Consider the following 25,435-nt stretch of genomic DNA (forward strand, 5'->3'; position numbering starts at 1 on the left):
AGGTGGATGAAAAGTGACGAACGTCACAAGTTTAAAGCAGTAAGGTAATTACAATATAGCTATAGAGAAAAACGTAATTAATAAATAGGGAGAGACCCAATATGAAAAAATTAGTGATGATCGGTAACGGAATGGCAGGAGTCAGAACTATTGAAGACATTCTCAAACTAGCTCCAGAACAATTAGAAATTACCATTTTTGGACAGGAACCACATCCAAACTATAACCGTATTAAATTATCAAATATCCTTCAAGGCGACACTAGCTTTGATGAAATCATTATCAATCCATTAAATTGGTATAAGGAAAATAATATTCAATTATTTACGGGTGAAGCGATAGTCAAAATCGATGTGGAAGGAAAACGAGTCATCAGTGACCAAGGCCGTGAAGTGGACTTTGATGAATTAATAATTGCGACTGGTTCGAATTCTTTTATTCTGCCAATCCCAGGTGCTGACAAAATCGGTGTGACCGGTTTCCGTGATATCCATGATTGTGAAATGATGATCAAATCAGCAAAGCAATACAAAAAAGCCGTCGTAATCGGCGGCGGGCTACTCGGACTTGAGGCAGCGCGAGGACTCTTAAACCTTGGAATGGAAGTGGATGTTGTCCACTTGATGCCGCACTTAATGGAACGCCAATTAGATCCAATTGCCTCATCGCTATTGAAAGCAGAACTGGAATCGCAGGGCATGAACTTTTTAATGGGAAAAGAAACTGTCGAAATCCTTGGCGACGAACACGTAACAGGCCTGCGTTTTAAAGATGGCTTTGAAGTGGAAGCGGACCTCGTGGTCATGGCCATTGGAATTAAGTCTAATAGCGAAGTAGCAAAAAGCAGTGGAATTTATGTTAACCGCGGCATTGTCGTTAATGATTTTATGGAAACAAGTGTACCAAGTGTTTACGCTGTTGGTGAATGTGCAGAACATAGAGAAATTGTTTATGGCTTGGTTGCGCCATTATACGAACAAGGCAAAGTGCTTGCAAACCGTATTTGTGGGGTAAATGCAGAACCTTACACAGGATCGGTTACCGGAACACAGCTGAAGGTTGCGGGAGTTGACCTGTTCTCAGCTGGAGAAATTTTTGATGATGGCAGAACCAAATCCATTATGGTTTACAACGAATTTGATGGAATCTATAAACGTGTCTTAACAAGAAATAATAGGATAATCGGTATTGTAATGTACGGCGACACAAAAGAAAGTACAAAACTATTCCGCATGATGACGAAAAAAGAAGATATTAGCGGTGTTTCGATATTTCAAACTGACTGCAGCGCTGAGGCAGGCGGCGATGTAGCCTCCATGCCAAATGATGAACTTGTGTGCGGCTGTAACGGAGTCACAAAGGGTGCGATTGTAGAGGCAATTAAAACACAAGGCTTGACTACACTTGATCAAGTAAGCCATTGCACGAATGCCGGACGTTCTTGCGGCCGCTGTAAACCGATGGTCAGCCAAATTCTTGCCCATACGCTTGGTGATCAATTTGATGCAGCAATGGCCACAAAGACTAGTATTTGTGGCTGTACAACATTAAGCCGCGAGGAATTGGTCGAAGAAATCAAAGTCAAGGGCTTAACAAGCGTGAAAGAAGTCATGAACGTTCTCGAATGGAACAATGAAGAAGGCTGTACAAAATGCCGTCCAGCGATTAACTACTATCTCGGTATGATTTACATGGATGAATATAAGGATGAACGCGATTCCCGTCTTGTTAATGAAAAAATGCATGCGAATATCCAAAAGGATGGAACTTATTCTGTTGTTCCAAGAATGTATGGCGGGGTGACCACTGCAGCCGATTTGAAAAAAATTGCAGAAGTTGCTGAAAAATATAACGTTCCACTTGTAAAATTAACAGGAGGACAGCGGATTGGATTATTCGGTGTCAAAAAAGAAGACCTGCCAGGTATGTGGGAAGAGCTCGATATGCCTTCTGGATATGCATACGGAAAAACGCTTCGTACGGTCAAAACCTGTGTCGGCGCCCAGTTCTGCCGCTATGGTACACAGGATTCTATGGCTCTAGGCATTGAGCTTGAAAAGAAATTTGAACGTCTGGATACACCGCATAAAGTAAAAATGGGGGTATCAGCTTGCCCAAGAAACTGTTCAGAAGCAGGCATTAAGGACATCGGCTTTGTCGGCATTGATGGCGGCTGGGAGATTTATGTAGCAGGTAACGGCGGTGTTGACCTTCGCCCTGGCGATTTGCTATGCACAGTCAAAACGACAGAAGAAGTAATGGAAATGACCGGTGCCTATTTGCAATACTATAGGGAAACGGCAAATTACTTGGAGCGGACTTCTAAATGGGTAGAGCGCGTCGGACTTGAACATGTAAAAGAAGTTCTAGCAAACGAAGAAACTCGTAAGGCCTTGAATGAGCGAATGGATCAAACGTTGAATAAATACAATGAACCTTGGAATGAAGCGATTCAAAGTGAAGAAATTAAAGATAAATATTATACTACACACACTGTCAAGGTGGGGGAGTGAGTCGACATGCTGCAAACAATAACTCGTATTCCAGTTGCCCATTATTCAAATGTAAAGATGAGATCCGGCTATTCCATCAAAATTGATAACAAGGAAATTGCTATATTTAAATTAACAAATGGCAAAGTGTATGCTATTGAAAACCGCAGCCCCCATCCAAAAGGTGGCGTCCTTTCCGAAGGGTTAGTTAGTGGTGAATACGTATATTGTCCCGTTTATGACTGGAGAATTTCATTAGTAAATGGAAAAGTGCAGGCTCCAGATGAAGGACAAGTTAGAACGTTTGAGGTAGAATTAGAAAATGATATTATTTTTATTATACTAGAGTAAGCAATATTCGCGGGGGAGGCTTCACGATGGAAAAAGGTAAGGTATTTTTAGTTGGCGCAGGGCCGGGGGACATCGGGTTAATTACCATAAAAGGATTGGATGCAATCAAGCAAGCCGATGTCATTCTTTATGACCGTCTAGCCAACCCGAAGCTGTTGGAATTTGCCCCAAGCAAGTGTGAACTGGTTTATGGAGGCAAGCTGCCGGAACGCCATTTCATGCGCCAGGAAAATATAAATGATTTTCTGGTTGAAAAAGCCTTACAAGGTAAAATAGTTGTTCGTTTGAAAGGCGGCGACCCAGGTGTTTTCGGCCGGGTGGGCGAAGAAGCGGAAGCCCTGGCGGAGCATCAAATTCCTTATGAAATCGTCCCAGGAATTACCTCAGGGATTGCAGCCCCTTTATATGCCGGGATTCCGGTTACCCATCGGGAGCACGCAGAATCCTTTGCAGTCGTTACTGCCCATGATAAATCCAAGGATGGAAAACCAAACTTGGACTGGGAAAGCCTAGCCCGAGGTGTGGATACCATTGCCTTTTACATGGGTGTCGGAAATTTACCGTTTATATGTGAAAACCTAATTCGTTATGGAAAGCCTTCAAGCACTCCTGTTATCTTAATTCAATGGGGCACTTTTGGCCGTCAAAAAACCTTGCAAGGTACATTGGCTGACATTTCAGCTAAAGTGTTGGAAGCAAAGTTCAGCAACCCATCTATTATCCTTGTCGGCGAAGTCATTTCCATCCGCGACAAAATAAGCTGGTTTGAAAAAAAGCCATTACATGGCCGGCAGATTTTGCTTGCCCGTACTGGCACCAGCCTTAGTGAACTGGCTAAAGATTTGATGAAACAAGGGGCCGATGTAATTGAATTTCCAAAATGGAAGAAGATTCCTGTACCAATAGACGTTTTAAAAGCGGCTGCCTTTGAAAAAATTCTGTTTGCCTCACCTGAAAGTGTGGAAGAATTTTTCACAGCTGTATTAGAGCAGCAATTAGATATCAGGTCGATTAAAGCGGACTTTTATGGAGCCTCCAGCAAAACTATTAAAGCACTAAACAGCCGTGGATTTAAGGCTCATCTAGCTGAAGAGCCTGGAGATTATCTTGTTGTTGGGGATGATAGCATTTTGATAAAAGGCTATGAAAACGTGTTGGTTACAAGCAAGAAAGAAATCGACCAACAGTTCTTGCCAATTTTTAAAAGAATGTTAGGAGAAGCAGCATTGAATACCATGGTATTCCCAAGCAGCGCCGCAGTTGTTCCGTTTGTTGAGGCATTGAGGGAATGCGGCATTGATACGGCAGACCTATTAAAGGACCTTCAGGTTGTCTGCATGGGAAAACAAACCATAACTGCCGTGGAAAAGGCTGGCCTTCGTTCTGATGGCATGCCGGAGCAGGCATCAAAGGACTGCTTGATAAACTATTTAGGGGTAGACCAATGAGCTCATTCTATCCGATTATGCTGCGGCTAGAAGGTAAAAAAGTAGTGGTAATTGGCGGCGGCAATGTAGCAGAGCGCAAGGTAAGAAGGTTGCTTGAGACGGGTGCGGATTTAACGGTTATTAGTCCAGAAGCAACCACTGCGCTTCAAAGTCTTGCTGATGAGGGTCGAATTGTTTGGCTGCAAAGGCTGTTTTCTCGTGAGGATGTCCATAGCGCCTTTATGATATTTGCAGCTGCAAATAATCGGGAATTAAATCAGCTAGTAAAAGATTCGGCTGAACCACATCAGCTTGTCACTGTTGCGGATGACCCTGATGCATCGGATTTTCATGTTCCTGCACATTTTCATCGCGGCCGGTTAAACATTGCAGTTTCAACAGACGGTGCAAGTCCCACACTGGCAAGGAAAATTCGCGAGCAGCTTGAGAAGCAGTTCGATGAGTCGTATGAGGCCTATTTGGAATTTCTGTTTTTAAAACGACAATGGATTCTGAAAGAGGTGGAGGATGCCTCTTTAAAAAGAAAACTATTAGCAGCCATCGTTAGTCCAGGTTTTTTATATAGTGAAAATCGCGAGCAGGATTTTCAAAGATTATATCATGAGCAAGCAGGTACCTTTGATTAAGGTACCTGCTTTTTTATATTGTTCTAGTACAAAAGTAGTAAATAGTACAACTTTAGGATTATTTTACCTATTTTTATAAAATTTTCAGAAAAGTAGTTCCATTTTTAAAAAGTGTGTTATATAATACAAAACGAGGATAGTTACTGTATTATAACAAAGAGGTGATCTAGTTCGTGTCGGTGCAAACGTCTCGTATTGAGGTGGTCGGGGCTTGGAAAGCCCAGTATGGTGGGATTTTAACACCAGGAGCTTTAAATTTTATTGAAGAATTTGAGCGTAAATTCGGAGGCAGGCGGATTGAACTGTTACAATCCAGGGATAAAATCCGGCGGGAAATATGTGCACAAGCCTATGCTAGACGCCGTTATGATGAGGCAGTAAAGTTGTTTGACGGCTAATTTGAAACGATGAGTTTACTGACATTTTAACGTTACTAAGGTATGAAAGCTTATAACAAAATAAATTAATAGATTAATAGGAGGAATTTAAAATGACAAATTCAAGAGTATCTCAATTGCAAGAAAGCTGGGAGTTAGATAAGCGCTGGAAGGGGATTACTAGACCATATACGGCTGAGGATGTTATCAAACTTCGCGGCTCGATTGATATCGAACATACTTTAGCAAAAAAAGGCGCAGAAAAGCTTTGGAAGCTTTTAAATGAAGAGGACTATATCAATGCCCTTGGCGCCTTAACAGGAAATCAGGCTGTTCAGCAAGTAAAAGCGGGTCTGAAAGCCATCTACTTAAGCGGCTGGCAGGTTGCTGCAGACGCCAATCTTTCCGGACATATGTACCCTGACCAAAGTTTATACCCAGCAAACAGTGTACCAAGCGTTGTAAAACGGATTAACCAAGCCTTACAGCGTGCCGACCAAATTACGCATTCTGAAGGCGATAACTCTATTGACTGGTATGCTCCGATCGTCGCCGATGCTGAAGCCGGCTTTGGCGGACAATTAAACTGCTTTGAATTGATGAAAGGGATGATCGAAGCAGGTGCATCAGGCGTTCACTTTGAAGACCAGCTTTCTTCCGAGAAAAAATGCGGCCACTTAGGAGGCAAAGTATTACTGCCAACTCAAACGGCAGTTCGTAACCTAATTGCCGCTCGTTTAGCAGCAGACGTTATGGGCGTTTCTACAGTTTTAGTAGCTCGTACGGATGCCAACGCTGCTGATTTAATTACAAGTGATATCGATATGAATGATGCCCCATTCATTACAGGAGAGCGCACACCGGAAGGCTTTTTCCGTGCAAAAGCAGGCATTGATCAAGCAATTGCCCGCGGCTTAGCTTATGCGCCATATGCAGACCTAATCTGGTGTGAAACTTCAGAGCCGAACATTGAAGAAGCAAGACAATTTGCGGAAGCCATCCATGCGCAATTCCCTGGCAAACTATTAGCCTACAACTGCTCACCTTCCTTCAACTGGAAAAAGAAACTGGACGAAGAATCGATTGCAAAATTCCAGCAAGAGCTTGGCAAAATGGGTTACAAGTTCCAGTTCGTTACACTTGCTGGCTTCCATGCGCTAAACCACAGCATGTTCGAGCTAGCCCGCGGCTACAAAGAGCGCGGCATGGCAGCTTACTCTGAATTGCAGCAGGCTGAATTCGGCAGCGAGCAATATGGCTACACTGCTACACGTCACCAGCGTGAAGTTGGTACAGGTTACTTTGACCAAGTATCCATGGTCATTTCTGGCGGAACCTCATCCACAACAGCTTTGAAAGGCTCTACAGAAGAAGAGCAGTTCTCAGCGAAGAAATAAATAATGTTTTTAGATCCCTCTTTCTGGTTGGAAAGGGGGATCTTTTTTATAGGGGGTGTTTACTCTCGGATAGTGGGAGAATACTCTCGGATGAGCTGAGATTACTCTCAACGAGTTGATTTGCTCTCGCATAAGACGATTTTACTCTCGGATAACCCTGTTTTACTCTCGATTTGGCCATAAACCCATTTTTTGAAAAGGCACATTTTTTAAGTTATTATCATACAAAATAATAGCCTTTATATGGAGTTGATTTTTTTGAAAAAACAAACCGTGGAAGAGGTATTGCAGCAAGGAATCCATGGGCCTCTGGAAACAAAGCCTGATGAAAGGCGTAAATACTTAGGGACATTGCGTGAACGGATTATTGTGGCCCTGTTGAAAAGCCAGGTAGCAGAAACAAAGGTTTATCCCCAAATTGAACGGCACATGAAGGAAAACCCTAGAGCGCATCTTTTTTTAAACGGCAGTATGAGCTATGAGAACCTATCCAAGTATGTAAAAGTTGCCACTAAAAATAATATTGAACACACCATTGTAACGAATAAAGGCCATGATACGGAGTTTGGCTTAATCTTGGCGATGAACTATGCCATTGATAAAGAGGAAATTCTAATTACAAAAAGCGTCCCGATTAATCAGCCAGCCAAAAAGAAAAAGGGGCTGTTCGCTAGGATTTTTAAAAAATTAAAATAAGAAAAAAGGCGTAATCCAAACGGATTTACGCCTTTTATTCGGTAGTCGCAACTTCAACAGTCGCCTGCAATTCCATTTCAACATTTCCTTGAACAGCGCGGCTGATCATGCAGGAGGCTTCCGCTTTTTTGGCAAGACGATGTGCCAATTCAATCTCTTTTTCGGAAGCATTCCTTTTCAAGACAATATGTGGCTGATGAATAATTTTTTTATAAGTAATAACCCCTTTGGTGACATCCACAATTCCCTCAGATTCCATCTTTAAGCTTTCCTTCTCAAGCCCGCTTCGCTCCATGATGGCAGCAAGAGTAATGATATAGCAGGTTGCGGCAGCCCCGAGCAGCATCTCATCAGGATTGGTTCCCACTCCCGGGCCTTTCATTTCAGGCGGTATCGACACCTGCGTCTTCAAGTTCCCGGTTTCAATTTCTCCGACATCATTCCGCAATCCCGGCCAATTTGCTTTTAAATGAAAGTGATGTTCTGCCATTTTAAATTCCTCCTTTTTATCTAGTGCAAGATTGAAAATTTATGGTATTTTTATAGGAGCGATGTAAATTATTTGGAGTAGTATAAGGATGAAAATATTAAAAAAATTAGCATTAACCATAGTTCTGTTTCTTTATTTAGCCATTTTGACAAAACTTATTTTATTCAAATATATTCCGTTATCAGAGATCATTCATCATTTTAATTTTACCTACAATGAATACCACTGGCGTTCCAACAATTTTGTGCCATTTAAAACGATCTACTTTTACCTTTATTTAGCCGATATCAATTTTAGTATTATCATCGAGAATTTAGTAGGCAACATTATCGGTTTTGCCCCATTAGGGTTTATTTTACCATTATTATCAAAAAAGTTCTTAAAATTGAAACCTGTCATTCTTGCCGCTTTCAGCCTTAGTTTAACTTACGAAATCCTACAGCTGTTATTTGAATTTGGCAGCTTCGATGTCGATGATTTAATTTTAAACACACTTGGAGGGTTTCTGGGCTTCTTGCCTATTAAAATCATTCACTTTTTCTCCAAATTTAAGAAAAAGCAATCTACAAAAAGAAAGAAAGTTAGCTAATGGGGGGGAGTTTATGTCCGGAAAAGGTATAAACCATCTACTTTTTTCTGTTTCCAATTTAGGGCAATCGATTGAATTTTATCAGCAGGTTTTTGATGCTAAGCTACTGGTAAAAGGAAGAAGCACAGCCTATTTTGATCTTAATGGAATCTGGCTTGCGCTTAATGAAGAAAAAGAAATACCTAGAAATGAGATCTATCAATCATATACGCATATTGCTTTTTCAATCGATGAAGCAGATTTTAATAAAATGACCGAGAAGCTTAAGGGATTGAACGTCAACATCCTTCCTGGACGTCAAAGGGATGAAAGGGATAAAAAGTCGATTTATTTCACAGATCCCGATGGCCATAAGTTTGAATTTCATACTGGAACATTACAGGACAGATTGGACTACTATGAGCAGGAAAAAACACATATGAAGTTCTACGAAAAATAGGGGGGCGATGCTCCTTTTTTTCATGCTAGTAATCTAAAACACCTCATAATTGTTAATACTGATGTAGGAATCATTGCAGTAAAGCGCAAAAGTTTGATATTATCAATATTAAAATAATACTGAAAAAAGGGATTGGGGGGTTATGGAACATGTCACGAATTTCCACTGATCAGGTTAAGCACGTGGCCAATCTGGCTCGTTTAGCAGTATCTGAAGAAGAAGTTGAAAAATTCACCAAGCAGTTGGATGCAATTATCACATTTGCAGAACAGTTAAATGAATTGGATACAGAAAATGTAGAACCTACATACCACGTACTTGATTTGAAAAACGTATTGCGGGAGGACATTTCGAAACAAGGCTTGCCGCGTGAAGAGGTACTAAAAAATGCGCCGGAGCATCAGGCTGGCCAAATAAAAGTACCATCGATTTTGGGAGAGTAAGGAGTGAAAAGAATGAGTTTATTTGATTATAAAGTTTCAGATCTGCACGAGCTTTTACATAAAAAAGAACTAAAGGTTTCAGACCTCGTTGATGAATCGTATAAACGAATTGCTCAGGTCGAGGACAAAGTCCAGGCTTTTTTAACGTTGGACGAAGAACGGGCGCGCCTTACGGCAAAATCCCTTGATGAGAAGCTAAGCGCGGATTTGTCAAAGGGCTTGCTTTTCGGCATGCCGATTGGATTAAAGGATAACATGGTGACAAAGGGCTTACGGACAACCTGTGCGAGTAAGATACTTGAAAACTTTGATCCCATCTATGATGCGACTGTTGTGCAGAAGCTTCAACAGGCAGAAACAGTTACTATTGGTAAGCTTAACATGGACGAGTTTGCAATGGGTTCTTCAAACGAAAATTCGCGTTTCCAAAAAACACGCAATCCGTGGAATCTTGAAACGGTTCCTGGCGGTTCTTCAGGTGGTTCAGCAGCATCCGTTGCTGCAGGAGAAGTACTGTTTTCATTAGGCTCGGATACAGGCGGTTCCATCCGCCAGCCGGCAGCGTTTTGTGGTGTTGTTGGATTAAAGCCAACCTATGGCCGTGTTTCCCGCTTTGGTCTAGTTGCATTTGCCTCTTCACTTGATCAAATCGGGCCAATTACGAGAACGGTAGAGGATAATGCCTATCTGCTGCAGGCGATTTCTGGTTTAGATCCAATGGATTCAACTTCTGCACCTGTGGATGTACCAAACTTCGCCAGCGCCCTGACAGGAGATGTGAAGGGTTTAAAAATTGCTGTTCCGAAAGAGTATTTGGGTGAGGGTGTCAGTGAATCCGTCCGTCAATCTGTGTTAGATGCTTTAAAAGTGCTTGAGGGACTGGGAGCGATTTGGGAAGAAGTATCACTGCCTCATTCAAAGTATGCTCTTGCGGCCTACTATTTGCTTTCATCCTCTGAGGCATCAGCAAACCTTGCCCGCTTTGACGGCGTACGTTTCGGATATCGTGCCCCGGATGCCGAAAGTTTAATGGATTTATATAAAAAGACAAGAGCTGAAGGCTTTGGAGAAGAAGTAAAACGCAGGATTATGCTTGGCACTTTTGCGCTTAGCTCAGGTTATTATGATGCGTATTACAAAAAGGCACAACAGGCTCGTACGTTGATCAAAAAAGACTTTGAAGATGTCTTTGAAAAATATGATGTTATCGTCGGTCCAACAACGCCAACACCAGCCTTTAAAATTGGCGAAAAAATCGATGATCCATTGACGATGTATGTCAATGATATCTTAACGATTCCATTAAACCTGGCAGGTTTACCAGGAATCTCAGTTCCATGCGGCTTCGACGGCGGCCTGCCGCTGGGCTTGCAAATTATCGGCAAGCATTTTGATGAAGCAACGGTTTATCGTACAGCACATGCGTTTGAACAGGCAACAGATTTTCATAAACAGAAGCCAGGATTGTAGGGGGTGGAGAAAGTGGAATTTGAAACAGTGATTGGACTTGAGGTCCATGTTGAGTTGAAGACCGAATCAAAAATCTTTTCGGCCAGCCCAAACCATTTTGGTGCTGAGCCAAATACGAATACAAGTGTCATTGACCTTGGCTACCCGGGAGTATTGCCGGTCCTGAATAAAAAAGCAGTTGAATTCGGGATGAAAGCGGCAATGGCCTTGAACTGCGAGGTGGCGACACATACGAAGTTTGACCGCAAAAACTACTTCTATCCTGACAATCCCAAGGCCTATCAGATCTCACAATTTGACAAGCCGATTGGCGAGCATGGCTGGATTGAAATCGAAGTAAATGGCTATACGAAAAAGATTGGGATTACCCGGATTCACCTAGAAGAAGATGCCGGAAAGCTGAATCATGAAAAAGGGTATTCCCTATGCGATTACAACCGTCAGGGAACTCCGCTTGTTGAAATCGTTTCGGAGCCGGATATCCGCACCCCAGATGAAGCCTATGCTTATTTGGAAAAATTAAAATCAATCATTCAATATACCGGTGTTTCCGATTGTAAAATGGAAGAAGGCTCGCTCCGTTGTGATGCCAACATCTCAATTCGTCCAGTTGGTCAAAAAGAATTCGGAACAAAAACCGAGTTGAAGAACTTGAACTCGTTCAACTTTGTTCGCAAAGGTCTTGAGTTTGAAGAAAAGCGCCAAAAAGAAGTGGTTTCTTCAGGAGGAAAAATCGATCAGGAGACACGCCGTTTTGATGAAGCTACCGGTGCAACATTGCTGATGCGTGTAAAAGAAGGTTCGGATGATTACCGCTACTTCCCAGAACCAGACCTGATGGATATATATATTGATGAAGATTGGAAGGCACGAATTCGCGCTGAAATTCCCGAGCTGCCAGATCAGCGTCAAAAGCGCTATGTGGAAGAGCTTGGGTTGCCAGTTTACGATGCAAAGGTTTTGACAGTTACAATAGAAACTGCTGATTTCTTTGAAGCAACCGTTAACGCCGGTGCAGACGCAAAGATGGCTTCCAACTGGGTAATGGGAGAAGTGTCCGGGTATTTAAATGCTGAAGGGAAAGAGCTGCATGAAGTTGCCCTGATCCCTGAAGGCTTAGCGAGCATGATCAAGCTGATTGAGAACGGAACAATTTCCTCAAAGATTGCGAAAACCGTTTTTAAAGAGTTAATCGAAAACGGCGGGGATGCCGAGCAAATCGTGAAAGACAAAGGTCTTGTTCAAATTTCCGACGAGGGAACTCTCCTTAAAATTATTGCAGAAGTTCTTGATGCTAACCCAAAATCTGTGGAAGATTTCAAGGATGGGAAAGCAAAAGCAGTGGGCTTCCTTGTTGGACAGCTGATGAAAGCGACCAAAGGACAGGCCAACCCGCAATTGGTCAATCAATTGCTGCAGCAAGAATTACAAAAGCGATAAATGGGTAAGCTGGCAGAACCACTCTGCCAGCTTTTTTAGTGAGAAAAAAGTCGAGCAGGGTTCGACATTGTTTTTTTCAATTTCCCGGGAAAAATCCAAATAAAATAAGGAATTGCTACCTTACTAAATAAACGTTTGATTAAAATAGAAATATTGGATAACTTGTCGAAATGTGTAATTTGAGTGGATAATAGAAGCTTTCCGACATGTATTTTAAAGTATTTGAGGTCAATGAACCAAATTTTCGGCATAATTCTTACCCATTTTAAGAGGAAAAACTACTATTTATAGGGGCAAATACCATTTTTAATCAAACGTTTAATTAGTCACTTTCGATGTTAATCAAACGTTTGATTAATAAGACCAATTTCCTTGATATGATAGACTTTTCCTCACAAGTCTATCAAGAAGTTTGTCGAAAAAAAAGAGCTGCCTAGGCAGCTCAATAGGTTAATTAAAAAAGGTTTTAAAAAGAAATCATCGCCCCGCGCTCATCAAATACAGAGGTGGGATTCCAAGCCACTTCCCAAAGATTGTTTTCGGGATCTGCAAAATAGGCTGTCCGGCCGCCCCAAAAGGCATCACTTGGTTCCCTTAATATTTTTCCGCCTGCCTGACGGATTTCCTCAATGGTCAAGTCAACTTGCTCTGGCTGCTCAACATTAATAGCAAAGCTTACTCCGTGAAAAGATTCTTTTGAGTGGGAGAGCGGAATGCCAGCATCCTTCGCTAATTCTTCAATTGGAAACAATGAAAGCAGAACCCCAGCCGTTTTGAAAACAGCATATTGGTCGGAACTAAATTCCGTTTCTTCCCAGCCTAATGATTGATAAAACGAACGCAAAATAGGTAAATTGATTGCTCCTATTGTAATTAAAGTTACTCTTTGCAGAACCATATTTCCTTCCTCCCCAAGTGTTAATGTTCATTATTTTCTCCAATCCAAAACAAATATCCTTCTTCTTTTGTAGTTTAATTTGCCCCACAGATGTTAAGATTTAAGGAAGGGAACCAATTAAATAAGCGAGGTACATAAATGACTATTTATATTGCATTACTCCGGGGGATCAATGTTGGAGGTCATAATAAGATTAAAATGGCAGACCTCAAAAGTCTATTAGAGGACATGGGTTTACAAAAAGTGAAAACATATATTCAAAGTGGAAATGTGTTGTTTGAATCAGATGTGGAAACAGAAAGGCTTAGCGGGCAACTGGAGGAAGAAATAAAGAAAACTTTTGGGTTTCCAGTCCCGGTTATAATAAGAACAGCGGAGGAATACGAACGGATCATTCACGACTGCCCTTATTCGACGGAAGTCTTAAAAGAAGGAGAAAGCATTCAAATAGCCTTTTTAGGGGGCGAACCCACTCAGGGTGGGATTGACCATTTGCAAAACTTTGAAAGTGAAAAGGATGAATGCAAAGTAATCGGAAAAGAAGTATATCTCTTTTTCCGCCAAAGCATCCGGGATTCTAAATTGGCAACACAGCTTCCAAAACTCGGCGTACCTGCAACAGTGAGGAACTGGAATACGGTAATGAAGCTGGACACTATGGCTAAAGCAATTGCGGAATAAAAAAACGCTCAATTTGAGCGTTTTTTGAATCACTATGAAACATCTTTAAGTAAGCGGACGCTTTCATCAAATTCTTTTTCGATTTCTTCATTCTTTTTATACGTAACTAAGCTGACAACAACAGAAACAACAAAGTTAAGAACAAATCCTGGAACGATTTCATATAGAGTATCGCCAAGACCAACGTTTTTCCAAACGATAACGGTAACTGCACCGACAATCATTCCGAAAAGCGCGCCCCATTTGTTCATCTTTTTCCAGAATAAGCTTAATAAAATGATTGGACCGAATGAAGCTCCAAATCCTGCCCAAGCATAGGCAACAAGGCTTAAAATCGTGCTGTTTTGTTTAAACGCAAGCGCTCCTGCAACAACAGAAACAAGGAGTACAGCCATTCTTCCCAAGAAAACAAGACGTTTATCACTTGCGTTTTTGTTCATGACTACTTTGTATAAATCCTCAACCAATGCACTTGAAGTTACGATTAACTGGGAAGAAATCGTACTCATAACGGCTGCGAGAATTGCTGCTAAGGCAAAACCAGCGAAAAGCGGGTGGAAGAAAATCTGACTTAAAGAAATGAATACTGCTTCCGGATTATCTAGTTTATGAGCAGTATTATTATGGAAATAAGCAAGACCAATTAGTCCAGTAAAGATGGTTCCAATTAAAGAAATAATCATCCAGCTCATTCCAATACGGCGTGCACTCTTCGTTTCCTTAATGGTTTTAATCGCCATAAAACGGACGATGATATGAGGCTGTCCAAAGTAACCAAGGCCCCAAGCCATTGCCGATACAATTCCGACAAAGGTTGTGCCTTTAAACCAATCAAGCTTTGTTGCGTCGATTGCACGAATCGTATCAAACGTTTCAGTTGGTCCGCCAGTAATGAAAATACCGATCGCTGGAACTAAGAATAAAGCAATCAGCATCATTAACCCTTGTATGAAATCTGTATAACTTACTGCCAAGAATCCACCGAATAAAGTGTAGGCAATGGTAACACCGCCGACAATATAAAGACCTGTAAGATAGTCAGTGCCAAAAGAACTCTGGAAGAAGACCGCTCCAGAAACTAGACCTGAAGAAACATAGAAAGTAAAGAAAACAAGAATAACAATACCAGAAACAATACGGAGCATGTTTGATTTATCCTTAAACCTATTTTCAAGATAACTAGGAATGGTAATAGAATCATTCGCTACTTGAGTGTAAGAACGTAGTCGCGGTGCCACCAGTAACCAGTTCAGATAAGCACCAATCGTTAAACCAATCGCGATCCAGGCGCTCGCTAAACCTGTTACATAAACGCCGCCAGGCAGTCCCATTAACAGCCAGCCGCTCATATCGGCAGCTCCAGCACTCAAGGCGGTTACAGCAGGTCCTAATGACCTTCCCCCAAGCATGTAATCTGTAAGATTGCTAGTTCTTCGATAGGAATACCAACCGATGAAAAGCATGCCGGCTAAGTAGATTCCAATCGACACTAATTGAAGTGTTTCATTAGACATCTCTTTTCCCCCTTTGTTATATTGGAAATTATTTTTAATAATATTCCTTATATATAAAATATTCTACCAACTTATAATAACGATTTCTACTGTATATTTATTACTTTTTTGAAATAGGGAATAATGCTCTTAGAATAGCTTTTTAAATGGGCGTTAAGCAGTTCCGTTGTAAGGTGTGCGAGGAATAGCTATCATAAAAGTAAATGTATGGGGGGTATTTACCAAATGGAATTAAATGAATGGTTTCAAAAAGGAATGACATTCGATGAGTATATCAATTCTATGAGTCGAAATAAAGAGGAAATGCTTTCGATTTATGAGCGCTTTACGTTAACTGCAGAGGACCAAAGCAAACTTGAGGCGTTAAAGCCTCAGGGGCTAAGGGCAATTGTTTTAACAGAGGATTGGTGCGGTGATGCTTTACTTAATAACCCAATATTAATGAGGGTTTCTGAGGCTGCGGGCATAGAAGTGCGGCTTGTATTGCGCGATCAGAATCTTGAACTAATGGATCAATATTTAACAAACGGCACCTCTAGAGCAATCCCGATTTTTATTTTTATCAATCAGGAAGGTACGGAAGTCGGAGTTTGGGGTCCGAGGGCGCCCGAAATACAGGCATTAGTAGAAGAGGGACGCGCCACTTTGCCAGAAAAAGATGCTCCGGATTTTCAGGAGAAGCAAATGGAATTGTATAAGCGCCTAGGCAAAGCATATCAAACAGACTCTTCGATTTGGCAGACAGTGGCAAATAGTATAATAAGTACTCTTTTATAATAGGCTGTGCTAAAGAACATTGTTAATTTTTAACACTGTTGATTGGAGCGGAAGGCGCGAAGACTCCTGCGGGAGAACGGGGCCGAGGAGGCTCCCCGGCACGCCCGCGGAAAGCGAAGCGCCTGGAGCGCCAATCAACAACTAATTTGACAGACCTTATAAAAAAATCCACGGCAGAATTTTCTGTCGTGGATTTTTTACATTTTAATGTTCTTAGGTGGAATGCGGTCATTCGCTAAATTTTTATCATTAATTTTTGGTTCGATGCCTAAGATGAAGTTTCGGATGTTTGAGCGGTGGAGGAAAATTAAAAAGAAAGTGAATAATAGAAAGATGAGTTCATATTCAAGGTTAGGTGAAAGAAAAGCAAATAAGAGCATACTAAGGCCTACAGAAATAGATCCAAGAAACACATATTTCGTTAAAAAAATGACCAAAAAGAAAGTAATATAAGCGATTCCTAACAAAGGGATATTAGCAATCAAAAGTGCCCCTGCTGTTGTCGCGATGGCCTTCCCGCCTCTAAAACCAGCAAAAATAGGAAAACAATGACCGATGACGGCAGCTAGTCCGAAGTAAAGAGGTTCGGCATCAAGGTTGAAAAAAATAGGAAGTGATGCGGCCAGTGCGCCTTTGCCAAGGTCAATCAAAAGGACAACTATGGCTGATTTTTTACCAAGAACCCTCAGCGTGTTGGTTGCACCGGGATTTTTGCTGCCAAGATCCCGGATGTCGACTCCAAAAACCAGTTTGCCGATAATGAGGGCAGTAGGAACGCTTCCGATTAAATAGGACAAAAGAAGCAATAACCAGAACATAGGAATCTCCCCCGTCAAAGAATTTTCTGTTTCTAATAGCATTCTATCACAATTAAATGGTATTATTTTGTAGAATTATCACAATTCTGATTAAAAAGAGGATGAACGATTTGAGTCGGAAACAAAAAATTTTACAGCCTATTATTCCTAAAGAGTTAATGCCAATGAATTTTGAGGAACGGGATGATACATATGTTTCGGTGGCATTGATTAGTGATTGTTCCATTATAGGAGATGAAATTGAAAGATTAAAGTTTGAACAAGTGGTATTTCAGAATGTTACTTTCATTGATGTCTCATTTCGCTACGTTGAACTAATTGATGTTATTTTTGAACGATGCGATTTATCCAATTCCAATTTTGGTGATGCCAGTATTCACCGAGTTGAGTTTAAAGAATCTAAACTTGTTGGCCTGAATCTTTCAGATGCCACACTCCGCAATGTGTCATTTAGCCATTGCAATGCCAACCTTTGCTCATTTGGCTATGCTGATTTAAAGCAAGTGAAATTTGATACATGCTCCCTCCGTCATGCGGACTTTTATGAATCGAAATTTCTCCAAATTGATTTTAAAGAAAGTGATTTATATGAAGTAAATTTTACTGGAACCGCGCTTAAAGGGATAGATTTTAGTAGCTCCACCTTAAATCAGCTAATCTTATCACCTGAAAGTTTAGACGGATGCATTGTTACTTCTGAACAGGCTATTGGCTTTGCCAAGTTGCTGGGATTGATAATTAAAGAATAACTCTATAAAACCGTGCGGAAACCAATCGTGCGGTTTTTATTTTTGGGGCTCTGTTAAACGATAGTGTTGTTTTTTTAAACTCTTTTGATTGGAGCGGAAGGCGCTCGACTCCTGCGGGAGTACGGGGCTGGGGAGACCCCACAGGCGCAAAGCGCCGAGGAGGCTCCCCGGCACGCCCGCGGAAAGCGAGCGCCTGGAGCGGAAATCAACAGCCAAATATATCAGAGCCAATTTTTTTAAAAAAAGTGTAGGGGGTTACCATATTCCCTTCGTCTATTAATATGACAGATTGAAAGAAAGGGGGAGAGTTCGATTAACGACACGGTTTTAATAGAAAAAGTGCTGCAAGGCCATGATCATGCCTTTCGTCTTTTGGTTGAGAAGTACCGCAATGATGTGTTCCGGACGGTCTTTGCTGTACTTCGTGATCAAAAGGAAGCGGAAGATGCGGCACAGGAAGTGTTTATGAAGATTTATACTTCTCTCCCCCAATATGAAAACCAAGGTTTTAAAACGTGGATGACGCGCATTGCCGTCAATCATGCGATAGATGTAAAAAGAAAACAGGCAAGGCGAAAAGAGGAAGTTGTCGAGGCACTCGAGCAGGGGGCAATAGGAACGCCAAGGGATAGTGTGGAAAAAGAGATTATTGAACTAGATCAGCGCAGGCTTGTCAGGAATAGGCTGAATGAATTACCTGAGAATTACCGGGATGTCATCTACGGATTTTACATTGCGGAAAAAAGCTATCAGCAAATGGCCGATGAACAACAGGTTCAGGTGAAAACAATCGAAACCAAACTATATCGGGCTCGAAATTGGATGAAAAAGAATTGGAAGGAGGACGATTTTTCATGAAGCATTACAGTTATGGTGAGTGGCTCCAATACGTCAACGAGGAAATCAGTGAACAAGACCGTGAAACATATGAAAGACATCTGTATACATGCGACCAATGTTTAGACGTTTATTTACAGGCTGTTACAGCAAATGAATCATCACTCCCAATTCTATCAAATGAAGGCAATTTTACCGATTTGGTAATGGCGGAGGTTTCGAAACAAAAACAAGAATCTGCTGCACCAAAAATAAATAAAAAGCCAATTTACCAGCAGGCTGTATTCCATTATCTACTAGCCGCGGCAGCAACCATTTTATTAATGTTAACAGGGGCCTTTCAATCTTTGGCAAGTTATGCGAACTCGCTTGAAAGTCCGCAAAAAATTCAAGAGAAAAAGCCTTCGGTTACGGAAGGTGTGATTAATAAAACATTTGCATGGATGGATTCACTAGAAAACAAGGAGGCAAATAAGAAATGAAAAGTTCGACAAAGGCATTAACATTATCACTTTTTCCGGGGCTCGGACATATTTATTTTGGAAAAATGTTTCGCGGTGCCGTCTATTTACTTGCTGTATTTGGCTGTGCGTTGGTTACTGTGATTGCCATCGCCAATCAAGGTGGGGATGTAGTGGTTGTCCCATTTATGGTGGGTATTTTCATCTATCTAGTTAGCTTTATTGATATGGGTGTACAGATTTCCAAACAGAAAAAAGCTCTTACTGCTGGAAATTCAGACGGTCCACATGAACAGGTTACTCAGGATTCGGAACGTTTTTATACGATTGTCTTGTCGTTTGTTCCAGGGCTTGGTCATTTCCAGCTCGGCTTGATGAACAGGGGCTTAACCCTATTAGCGACCTTTCTAGGCCTGGGCGTCATGGTAATCTTCGTGACGGCTCTTTCCAGCCGCGAAGAATTTCTTGTTTTCTTGCTCGGGCTGCCGGTGATTTGGGTATATGGATTTTTTGATGCCGTGCAGCAGGTCAACAAAAAGCAGCGCGGGGAGGAGTTAGTAGACAGAACGATTTTTGAAGACTTTGAAGCGCGCCGGGAAGACGGCAAGAAGAGCAAATCAATTGCCACCTTTCTCTCGATTTTCCCTGGAGCCGGTCATTTATATCTCGGCCTGCAGCGACGCGGTATTCAGTTGATGGCAGCATTCTTATTCTCGGTTTATATATTAGATGTTTTGCGTCTAGGTATTTTCTTATTTTTAATCCCGATCATCTGGTTTTACAGCTTTTTTGACGGTCTCCAAAAGGCATCAAGGTACGGGGAAGAAACGGTTGAAGATGTGCCGATCATCGCTTATTTCCTTAATCATCAGAAATGGGTCGGCATCGGGCTTATCTTACTGGGGCTCTACTATTTAGTGATGAACATCCTGCTGCCGGCACTTTCACCAATATTAACGAGAATCATCAACTTCGATCTTCAGTATTGGCTACAAGGCTATTTCCAAACCGGACTCGTCTGTCTGTTGCTGATCGGCGGGGGTATTAAGCTTTTATCTGGCAGCAAACAGAAGCGGGAGGTAAAGAATCATGATTAAGTGGAAAAAAACGATAGCGGGCGCAGTCCTAATTGGGGCCGGATTTGGGTTGCTTTTTAGAAAAAGAAAAGGGGGTCGGGACGCATGAGGACATGGCGTGTTGGAACGTTTTCGATGGGGGCCTCGCTCGTTTTTCTTGGCGTCTTCCTCTTTCTATCGAAGTTTTTGGGGCTAAATCTCATTCAGGTGATGACTGGCTGGTGGCCTATTTTATTAATTGTTTTGGGAATTGAAATCTTACTATATTTGTTTTTATCCCGGCAGGAAAAACCGGTGCTGCGATATGACTTTTTGAGTATTTTCTTTGTTGGATTGATTGGAACAGTGGGCATTGTGTTTGCGATTATGAGCTCAACTGGCCTCATGGGAAAGGTCGAGGAAGTGATGGCAAGAGAGGAACGGTCGTTTGAACTGCCTGCCTTTTCCTATAAAATGGATGATAGCATCAAACGGGTGGTAGTCAGAACCGTAGGCTCTGATATGACAGTTGAAGCAACTGACGAAAAAGAGGTCAGCATGTTTGGCACGTACCGGGTGCAAACAGCTGGTAAAACAAAGCTTCTTAAGAGTGCTGATGATATCATTGCAGCCAATCAAAAAGGCGATACGCTTTATTTAAACTTAAAAGGCCTGCCAAACCAAGTTGGTCCGTTTGATTCGCCGGGAATGGTGGCTGGGACAATATTAGTGCCGAATGATGTGAAGTTAGAAGTGTTAGGGAATGGTGATTCGCTTACCCTTAAGCCGAGGAATCTGGCAAATGATTGGAGTATCGGGAGTACCTCATCTGTTGTGGTTGATGTACCGGAAAACAGTAATTTGAAGGTGGGAGTAGTGGGTGCCCAGGAATTAAGTGGGAAAGAGAGTGAATGGAAGATAGAGGAGAAAAAAGAATCCAATGTTCCGGAAGATAACTTGGAGAAAAACGCTTTTTATCAAACTGGGGAAGGCAAATACCATATTAATATTGCAGGTGCCTATAGTGTTAATTTAAGTACGAATCAGTAGATTTTTGCATTTCGAAGAAAAAACGTTATGATAGGAGATGGACGTTTGGCATTACAATTTAATTGTAAGCCTTGATGATAATTGGTAGAATATAGAAAACCAATTGTGATTTCTAAAAATAGGATGATGAAATGATGAAAAGAGCAAGACTGATTTATAATCCTACTTCAGGACGCGAAATGATAAAGCGCCATCTTCCGGAAATTCTTGAAAAATTAGAGGTTGCAGGCTACGAGGCATCTTGTCATGCGACGACCGGTGCGGGGGATGCGACGAATGCGACAAAAATTGCCGTTGAGCGAAAGTATGATGTCGTGATTGCAGCAGGCGGCGATGGCACAATCCATGAAGTGGTAAACGGCCTAGCCGAACAGGAGTATCGTCCGAAATTGGGAATTATTCCAGCTGGAACAACGAATGATTTCGCCCGGGCTTTGCATATTCCTAGGGATGTTTCCGGTGCTGTGGATATTATCACAAAAGGAGAATTGATTCCTGTCGACATTGGACGCATCAATGAAAAATATTTTATTAATATTGCAGGCGGCGGCAAAATGACCGAGCTTACATATGAGGTGCCGAGCAAATTAAAAACGATGCTGGGCCAGCTTGCCTACTATTTAAAAGGGATGGAAATGCTTCCTTCGATTAAAGCTTCCGATATTAAGATTGAGTATGATGGAAAGCTTTTTGAAGGTGAAGCGATGATGTTTCTTGTTGGTTTGACTAATTCCATTGGCGGATTTGAAAAACTAGCTCCTGACGCTTCTATTAATGATGGTTTGTTTTCTCTTTTAATTTTGAAAAAAGTTAATTTGGCTGAATTTATCCGGATTGCGACGCTAGCGATTCGTGGTGAACACGTGAATGACCCGAACGTTATTTACACGCAGGCCAACCGAATCAAAGTCCATTCTTCTGAAAAAGTACAGTTAAATTTGGACGGAGAATTTGGCGGCTTGCTGCCGGCAGAGTTTGAGAACCTTTACCGTCATTTAGAGGTGTTCGTACCGCTCGAGAATATCCGCCCACTTGATAGGCCGAAGGATTGGGTCTCTGGACAAAGATATAGTTAACAAAAGTTCGTTCCTGCGGGAGCGGGCTTTTTTGTTTGTAATAAGCATACTTGCCTGTAACAAATTAGGGAAGGGGATTGTGGTAAAGGGGCCTACGTGACCATAGAGGGTATGGAAAGGGAAATTGGGTAACGTAGAGGAGGTCTACGTGACCGAAAAGAGTAAGGAAGAGTAAAAAAGGTAACATAGAGGAGGTCTATTTGATCGAAAAGAGTAAGGAAGAGTAAAAAAGGTAACGTAGAGGAGGTCTATTTGACCGAAAAGAGTAAGGAAGAGTAAAAAAGGTAACGTAGAGGAGGTCTATGTGACCGAAGAGAGTAAGGAAGAGTGAAAAAGGTAACGTAAAGGAAGTCTACGTGACCAAAAGGAGTCAAGAAAAGGAACCCTATAACGTAAAAGATGTTTACACATTGAGAAATAATAAAGGTGAGAGGAAATTCGATTAACGTCACGAATAAACTTAATAACGAAGAAAGAAAATGGAAGGGGCGATAGATATGAAAGCATTAATCAATATCGATTACACGTATGACTTTGTAGCGGATGCCGGGGCACTAACATGCGGTGAGCCTGGGCAGGCGATAGAGGGAAGAATCACCCGGCTGACAAAAGAGTTTATTGAGAACGGAGATTACGTAGTGTTTGCCATCGATGTCCATGATCAAGGCGATGAATTCCATCCTGAAACGAGGTTGTTTCCGCCCCATAATCTTAGAGGAACGGCAGGCCGTGACTTATTCGGCGAACTTCAAGAGGTTTATGACCAGAATAAACACCGTGAAAATGTTACCTATATGGATAAGACTAGATACTCTGCTTTTGCAGGAACAGACCTGGAAATCAAATTGCGCGAAAGAGGAATTACAGAGGTTCACTTAGTTGGCGTTTGCACAGATATTTGCGTTCTTCATACCGCGGTAGATGCCTATAATAAGGGCTTCAAGATAGTGGTATACAATGATGCCGTGGCGTCATTTAATCCAGCCGGCCATGAATGGGCGCTCGGTCACTTTGAACAATCCCTTGGTGCTATGGTGAAATAAACTTTTTAGTGTTATTATTGGATATAATGTTGAAAAGCTGTAATAGTATCCGGAGGTCTTATTATGAAACACTTTTATCATGATGATAGTTTAACTCTGCATACCGATCTATACCAGATTAATATGACAGAGACATATTGGAGAGATGGAATCCATAATAAACGTGCGGTCTTCGAACTATTTTTCCGCAAGCTTCCTTTTGGGAATGGCTACGCTGTTTTTGCTGGTTTAGAAAAAGTCATTCAGTTCATCCAGAGCTTTCGATTTAGCGAAGAAGACCTGGAGTATTTAAAAAATGAAGTAGGCTACCATGATGATTTCTTAGACTATCTTAAAAATATGCGTTTTACCGGAACCATCCGCTCGTTAAAAGAAGGCGAGCTTGTCTTTGGCAATGAGCCGATTATTCGCGTAGATGCCCCGTTGGCAGAAGCGCAGTTGGTTGAAACAGCGCTGCTTAACATTGTGAATTACCAAACATTGATTGCCACAAAAGCTTCAAGAATTAAGCAGGTTGTCGGCAATGAAGTAGCGATGGAATTTGGGACAAGACGGGCACAGGAAATGGATGCGGCTGTTTGGGGAACAAGAGCAGCGTATCTTGCAGGATTTGAAGCTACAAGTAATGTTCGTGCCGGGAAAATGTTTGGAATTCCTGTATCTGGTACGCATGCGCATTCGATGGTTCAAGCCTATAAGGATGAATATACAGCCTTTATGAAATATGCCGAAACACATAGGGACTGCGTTTTTTTAGTTGATACATATGATACCTTGCGCTTGGGAGTGCCTAATGCTATTAAGGTAGCAAAAGAAATGGGTGACAAAATCAATTTCCTTGGAATTCGCCTTGATAGCGGTGACCTTGCCTATCTTTCAAAGGAAGCCCGTAAACTCCTTGATGAAGCAGGTTTTAAGGATGCAAAAATTTATGCCTCCAGTGATTTGGATGAGCTTACCATAATAAGCTTAAAAGGGCAGGGGGCCAAAATAGACAGCTGGGGAATCGGGACAAAGCTTATTACGGCCTACGACCAGGCTGCATTAGGTGCGGTTTATAAAATTGTTGCTATTGAGGATGAAAACGGCAAAATGGAAGATACCATTAAAATCTCTTCCAATCCTGTAAAAGTAACGACACCGGGGATGAAGAAAATCTACCGGATTATCAATAATAAGAACAACCATGCAGAAGGGGATTATATCACGATGGAGGATGAAAAGCTGCCGGAAAAACGACTGCGCATGTTCCATCCAACCCATACTTATATGAATAAAGTGGTAACCAACTTTACCGCAAAAGAACTTCATGAAGATATTTTTGTAAACGGCGAGCTGGTTTTTGAAATTCCTTGTTTGGAAGAGTCTCGCGACTATTTGAAGCAAAATCTCGACGCACTTTGGGACGAATATAAGCGCACGATGAACCCGGAGGATTACCCAGTCGATTTAAGCCAAAAATGCTGGGATAACAAGATGAAGAATATTGAAGAAGTAAAAGAAAAAGTTGCAGCTATGAAGGAATAATGAGAAAGGCGCCTGTTCGGCGCTTTTTTCTTTTCATGAAGCATTAATAGTGACTCTTTTTTCACTTTTTCCTAGTAACTCTACTTTGTAAAAAAGTGCTTTTCATTAGGTAAAACATACAGACAAAAAAAGAAACTTCGAATAACGTAAGATAGTAAATAAAAAATATTTAAGGAGTTGAAACTTTAATGTCTTTTCCTAATACCCCGCCAGAGGGTATAAATCCCATTGAGGGTTTAGATTCTGAACAGGTAGCCCTTTTGCTGCTTGTAAGCATCGCATTTGAAGAACTTGGACTAGCCCATTTAATTAATGTTGAAGCAGAAAAGCTTCAAGGAGCTATTGGTACCCTTGTAGATTCTAATGATGAACTGGTAAATCCACTCATTAAAGCTGGAAGTTTAGCTGAGTTATTAGCAGCTAACAGTGAAGCGGAAAAAATGCTGCAAACAATTATCAAAAAAGAAATGTTACTCCAATTTAAATTTGAAAATGTCCTTGAATTTCTTTCAACATCAACTAGTACAACAACAACGACTACAACAACAACAACAACAACAACGACTACTACAACAACGACAACGACAACCACAACCACAACCACAACCACAACCACAACCACAACCACAACCACAACCACAACCACAACCACAACCACAACCACAACCACAACCACAACCACAACCACAAC

At 41.5% G+C, this 25,435-nt stretch carries 28 protein-coding genes; 24 read left to right on the forward strand and 4 right to left on the reverse strand.

Annotated elements, in window-relative coordinates:
* Positions 1-101 precede the first annotated feature (101 nt).
* The 7 genes from nirB (at position 102) to AC59HZ_RS29225 (ending at position 7,387) form a co-directional block, all read left to right on the forward strand.
* Entirely contained in the window at positions 102-2,513 is a 2,412-nt protein-coding gene (gene nirB / locus AC59HZ_RS29195; protein WP_496549243.1) for a nitrite reductase large subunit NirB, read from the forward strand.
* A gap of 6 nt (positions 2,514-2,519) precedes the next feature.
* Entirely contained in the window at positions 2,520-2,843 is a 324-nt protein-coding gene (nirD, locus tag AC59HZ_RS29200) for a nitrite reductase small subunit NirD (RefSeq protein WP_496549244.1), read from the forward strand.
* 26 nt (positions 2,844-2,869) lie between these two features.
* The gene (gene cobA, locus AC59HZ_RS29205) at positions 2,870-4,291 is read left to right on the forward strand and encodes a uroporphyrinogen-III C-methyltransferase (RefSeq protein WP_496549245.1); all 1,422 of its coding nucleotides are present in this window, start codon (positions 2,870-2,872) and stop codon (positions 4,289-4,291) included.
* Entirely contained in the window at positions 4,288-4,917 is a 630-nt protein-coding gene (locus AC59HZ_RS29210) for an NAD(P)-binding protein (protein ID WP_496549246.1), read from the forward strand. Before cobA ends, AC59HZ_RS29210 begins: the two co-directional genes overlap by 4 nt.
* A gap of 173 nt (positions 4,918-5,090) precedes the next feature.
* Entirely contained in the window at positions 5,091-5,315 is a 225-nt protein-coding gene (locus AC59HZ_RS29215) for a hypothetical protein (protein WP_496549247.1), read from the forward strand.
* 92 nt (positions 5,316-5,407) lie between these two features.
* A complete protein-coding gene (gene aceA / locus AC59HZ_RS29220) occupies positions 5,408-6,691 on the forward strand; it encodes an isocitrate lyase (protein ID WP_496549248.1) in 1,284 nt (427 codons plus the stop codon).
* A 258-nt stretch (positions 6,692-6,949) separates the two neighbouring features.
* Entirely contained in the window at positions 6,950-7,387 is a 438-nt protein-coding gene (locus tag AC59HZ_RS29225) for a YueI family protein (RefSeq protein ID WP_496549249.1), read from the forward strand.
* A 34-nt stretch (positions 7,388-7,421) separates the two neighbouring features.
* Here the strand turns inward: AC59HZ_RS29225 and AC59HZ_RS29230 are convergent, their stop codons facing one another.
* Positions 7,422-7,877: an OsmC family protein gene (locus AC59HZ_RS29230; protein ID WP_496549250.1), complete on the reverse strand. Its 456-nt coding sequence runs from the start codon at positions 7,875-7,877 to the stop codon at positions 7,422-7,424.
* 88 nt (positions 7,878-7,965) lie between these two features.
* Here AC59HZ_RS29230 and AC59HZ_RS29235 point away from each other — a divergent pair, with 88 nt between their 5' ends.
* The 5 genes from AC59HZ_RS29235 to gatB all read left to right on the forward strand — a co-directional run bounded on the left by AC59HZ_RS29235 (position 7,966) and on the right by gatB (position 12,258).
* Complete coding sequence (locus tag AC59HZ_RS29235) at positions 7,966-8,466, forward strand: VanZ family protein (protein WP_496549251.1); 501 nt, start codon at positions 7,966-7,968, stop codon at positions 8,464-8,466.
* 13 nt (positions 8,467-8,479) lie between these two features.
* A complete protein-coding gene (gene fosM, locus AC59HZ_RS29240) occupies positions 8,480-8,905 on the forward strand; it encodes a FosM family fosfomycin resistance protein (RefSeq protein WP_496549252.1) in 426 nt (141 codons plus the stop codon).
* 149 nt (positions 8,906-9,054) lie between these two features.
* Entirely contained in the window at positions 9,055-9,348 is a 294-nt protein-coding gene (gene gatC, locus AC59HZ_RS29245) for an Asp-tRNA(Asn)/Glu-tRNA(Gln) amidotransferase subunit GatC (protein ID WP_430069382.1), read from the forward strand.
* A 12-nt stretch (positions 9,349-9,360) separates the two neighbouring features.
* Positions 9,361-10,818 (forward strand): Asp-tRNA(Asn)/Glu-tRNA(Gln) amidotransferase subunit GatA, encoded by a 1,458-nt coding sequence (gene gatA, locus AC59HZ_RS29250; protein WP_496549253.1) that lies wholly within the window; start codon positions 9,361-9,363, stop codon positions 10,816-10,818.
* Between the two features lie 12 nt (positions 10,819-10,830).
* A complete protein-coding gene (gene gatB / locus AC59HZ_RS29255) occupies positions 10,831-12,258 on the forward strand; it encodes an Asp-tRNA(Asn)/Glu-tRNA(Gln) amidotransferase subunit GatB (protein ID WP_496549254.1) in 1,428 nt (475 codons plus the stop codon).
* A gap of 466 nt (positions 12,259-12,724) precedes the next feature.
* On the opposite strand, the gene AC59HZ_RS29260 is transcribed toward gatB, so the two are convergent.
* Entirely contained in the window at positions 12,725-13,156 is a 432-nt protein-coding gene (locus AC59HZ_RS29260) for a VOC family protein (RefSeq protein ID WP_496549255.1), read from the reverse strand.
* 138 nt (positions 13,157-13,294) lie between these two features.
* Here AC59HZ_RS29260 and AC59HZ_RS29265 point away from each other — a divergent pair, with 138 nt between their 5' ends.
* Positions 13,295-13,837, forward strand: coding sequence for a DUF1697 domain-containing protein (locus tag AC59HZ_RS29265; RefSeq protein ID WP_496549256.1), 543 nt, complete (start codon positions 13,295-13,297; stop codon positions 13,835-13,837).
* Between the two features lie 32 nt (positions 13,838-13,869).
* On the opposite strand, the gene putP is transcribed toward AC59HZ_RS29265, so the two are convergent.
* Positions 13,870-15,351, reverse strand: coding sequence for a sodium/proline symporter PutP (gene putP / locus AC59HZ_RS29270; RefSeq protein WP_496549257.1), 1,482 nt, complete (start codon positions 15,349-15,351; stop codon positions 13,870-13,872).
* Between the two features lie 225 nt (positions 15,352-15,576).
* On the opposite strand from putP, the gene AC59HZ_RS29275 reads away from it, so the two are divergent.
* On the forward strand, positions 15,577-16,128 hold the full coding sequence (locus tag AC59HZ_RS29275) for a thioredoxin family protein (RefSeq protein WP_496549258.1): 552 nt from the start codon (positions 15,577-15,579) through the stop codon (positions 16,126-16,128).
* A 197-nt stretch (positions 16,129-16,325) separates the two neighbouring features.
* Here AC59HZ_RS29275 and plsY read toward each other — a convergent pair whose 3' ends face one another.
* Entirely contained in the window at positions 16,326-16,946 is a 621-nt protein-coding gene (plsY, locus tag AC59HZ_RS29280; protein ID WP_496549259.1) for a glycerol-3-phosphate 1-O-acyltransferase PlsY, read from the reverse strand.
* A 101-nt stretch (positions 16,947-17,047) separates the two neighbouring features.
* Between plsY and AC59HZ_RS29285 the strand changes: the two genes are divergently transcribed.
* The 10 genes from AC59HZ_RS29285 to AC59HZ_RS29330 all read left to right on the forward strand — a co-directional run.
* Complete coding sequence (locus AC59HZ_RS29285; RefSeq protein WP_496549260.1) at positions 17,048-17,695, forward strand: pentapeptide repeat-containing protein; 648 nt, start codon at positions 17,048-17,050, stop codon at positions 17,693-17,695.
* 339 nt (positions 17,696-18,034) lie between these two features.
* Positions 18,035-18,553, forward strand: a complete 519-nt coding sequence (locus AC59HZ_RS29290; RefSeq protein WP_496549261.1) for a sigma-70 family RNA polymerase sigma factor — start codon at positions 18,035-18,037, stop codon at positions 18,551-18,553.
* Positions 18,550-19,014, forward strand: a complete 465-nt coding sequence (locus AC59HZ_RS29295) for an anti-sigma factor (protein WP_496549262.1) — start codon at positions 18,550-18,552, stop codon at positions 19,012-19,014. The genes AC59HZ_RS29290 and AC59HZ_RS29295 overlap by 4 nt, the downstream gene beginning before the upstream one ends.
* Positions 19,011-20,090: a hypothetical protein gene (locus tag AC59HZ_RS29300; RefSeq protein ID WP_496549263.1), complete on the forward strand. Its 1,080-nt coding sequence runs from the start codon at positions 19,011-19,013 to the stop codon at positions 20,088-20,090. The genes AC59HZ_RS29295 and AC59HZ_RS29300 overlap by 4 nt, the downstream gene beginning before the upstream one ends.
* Positions 20,083-20,178 (forward strand): LPXTG cell wall anchor domain-containing protein, encoded by a 96-nt coding sequence (locus AC59HZ_RS29305; RefSeq protein WP_496549264.1) that lies wholly within the window; start codon positions 20,083-20,085, stop codon positions 20,176-20,178. Before AC59HZ_RS29300 ends, AC59HZ_RS29305 begins: the two co-directional genes overlap by 8 nt.
* On the forward strand, positions 20,175-21,098 hold the full coding sequence (locus AC59HZ_RS29310) for a hypothetical protein (RefSeq protein WP_496549265.1): 924 nt from the start codon (positions 20,175-20,177) through the stop codon (positions 21,096-21,098). The genes AC59HZ_RS29305 and AC59HZ_RS29310 overlap by 4 nt, the downstream gene beginning before the upstream one ends.
* 134 nt (positions 21,099-21,232) lie before the next feature.
* Complete coding sequence (locus AC59HZ_RS29315; RefSeq protein ID WP_496549271.1) at positions 21,233-22,174, forward strand: diacylglycerol kinase; 942 nt, start codon at positions 21,233-21,235, stop codon at positions 22,172-22,174.
* A gap of 497 nt (positions 22,175-22,671) precedes the next feature.
* Positions 22,672-23,217 carry a cysteine hydrolase family protein gene (locus AC59HZ_RS29320; protein WP_496549266.1) on the forward strand — a complete coding sequence of 182 codons (546 nt, stop codon included), beginning with the start codon at positions 22,672-22,674 and terminating at the stop codon, positions 23,215-23,217.
* Between the two features lie 63 nt (positions 23,218-23,280).
* Positions 23,281-24,744: a nicotinate phosphoribosyltransferase gene (locus tag AC59HZ_RS29325; protein WP_496549267.1), complete on the forward strand. Its 1,464-nt coding sequence runs from the start codon at positions 23,281-23,283 to the stop codon at positions 24,742-24,744.
* A gap of 188 nt (positions 24,745-24,932) precedes the next feature.
* Positions 24,933-25,435: alpha-helical endospore appendage domain-containing protein (locus AC59HZ_RS29330; RefSeq protein WP_496549268.1), on the forward strand; the 503-nt coding region annotated here is incomplete at its 3' end.

It is taken from the genome of Neobacillus sp. DZ-9 (genome assembly GCF_059587065.1).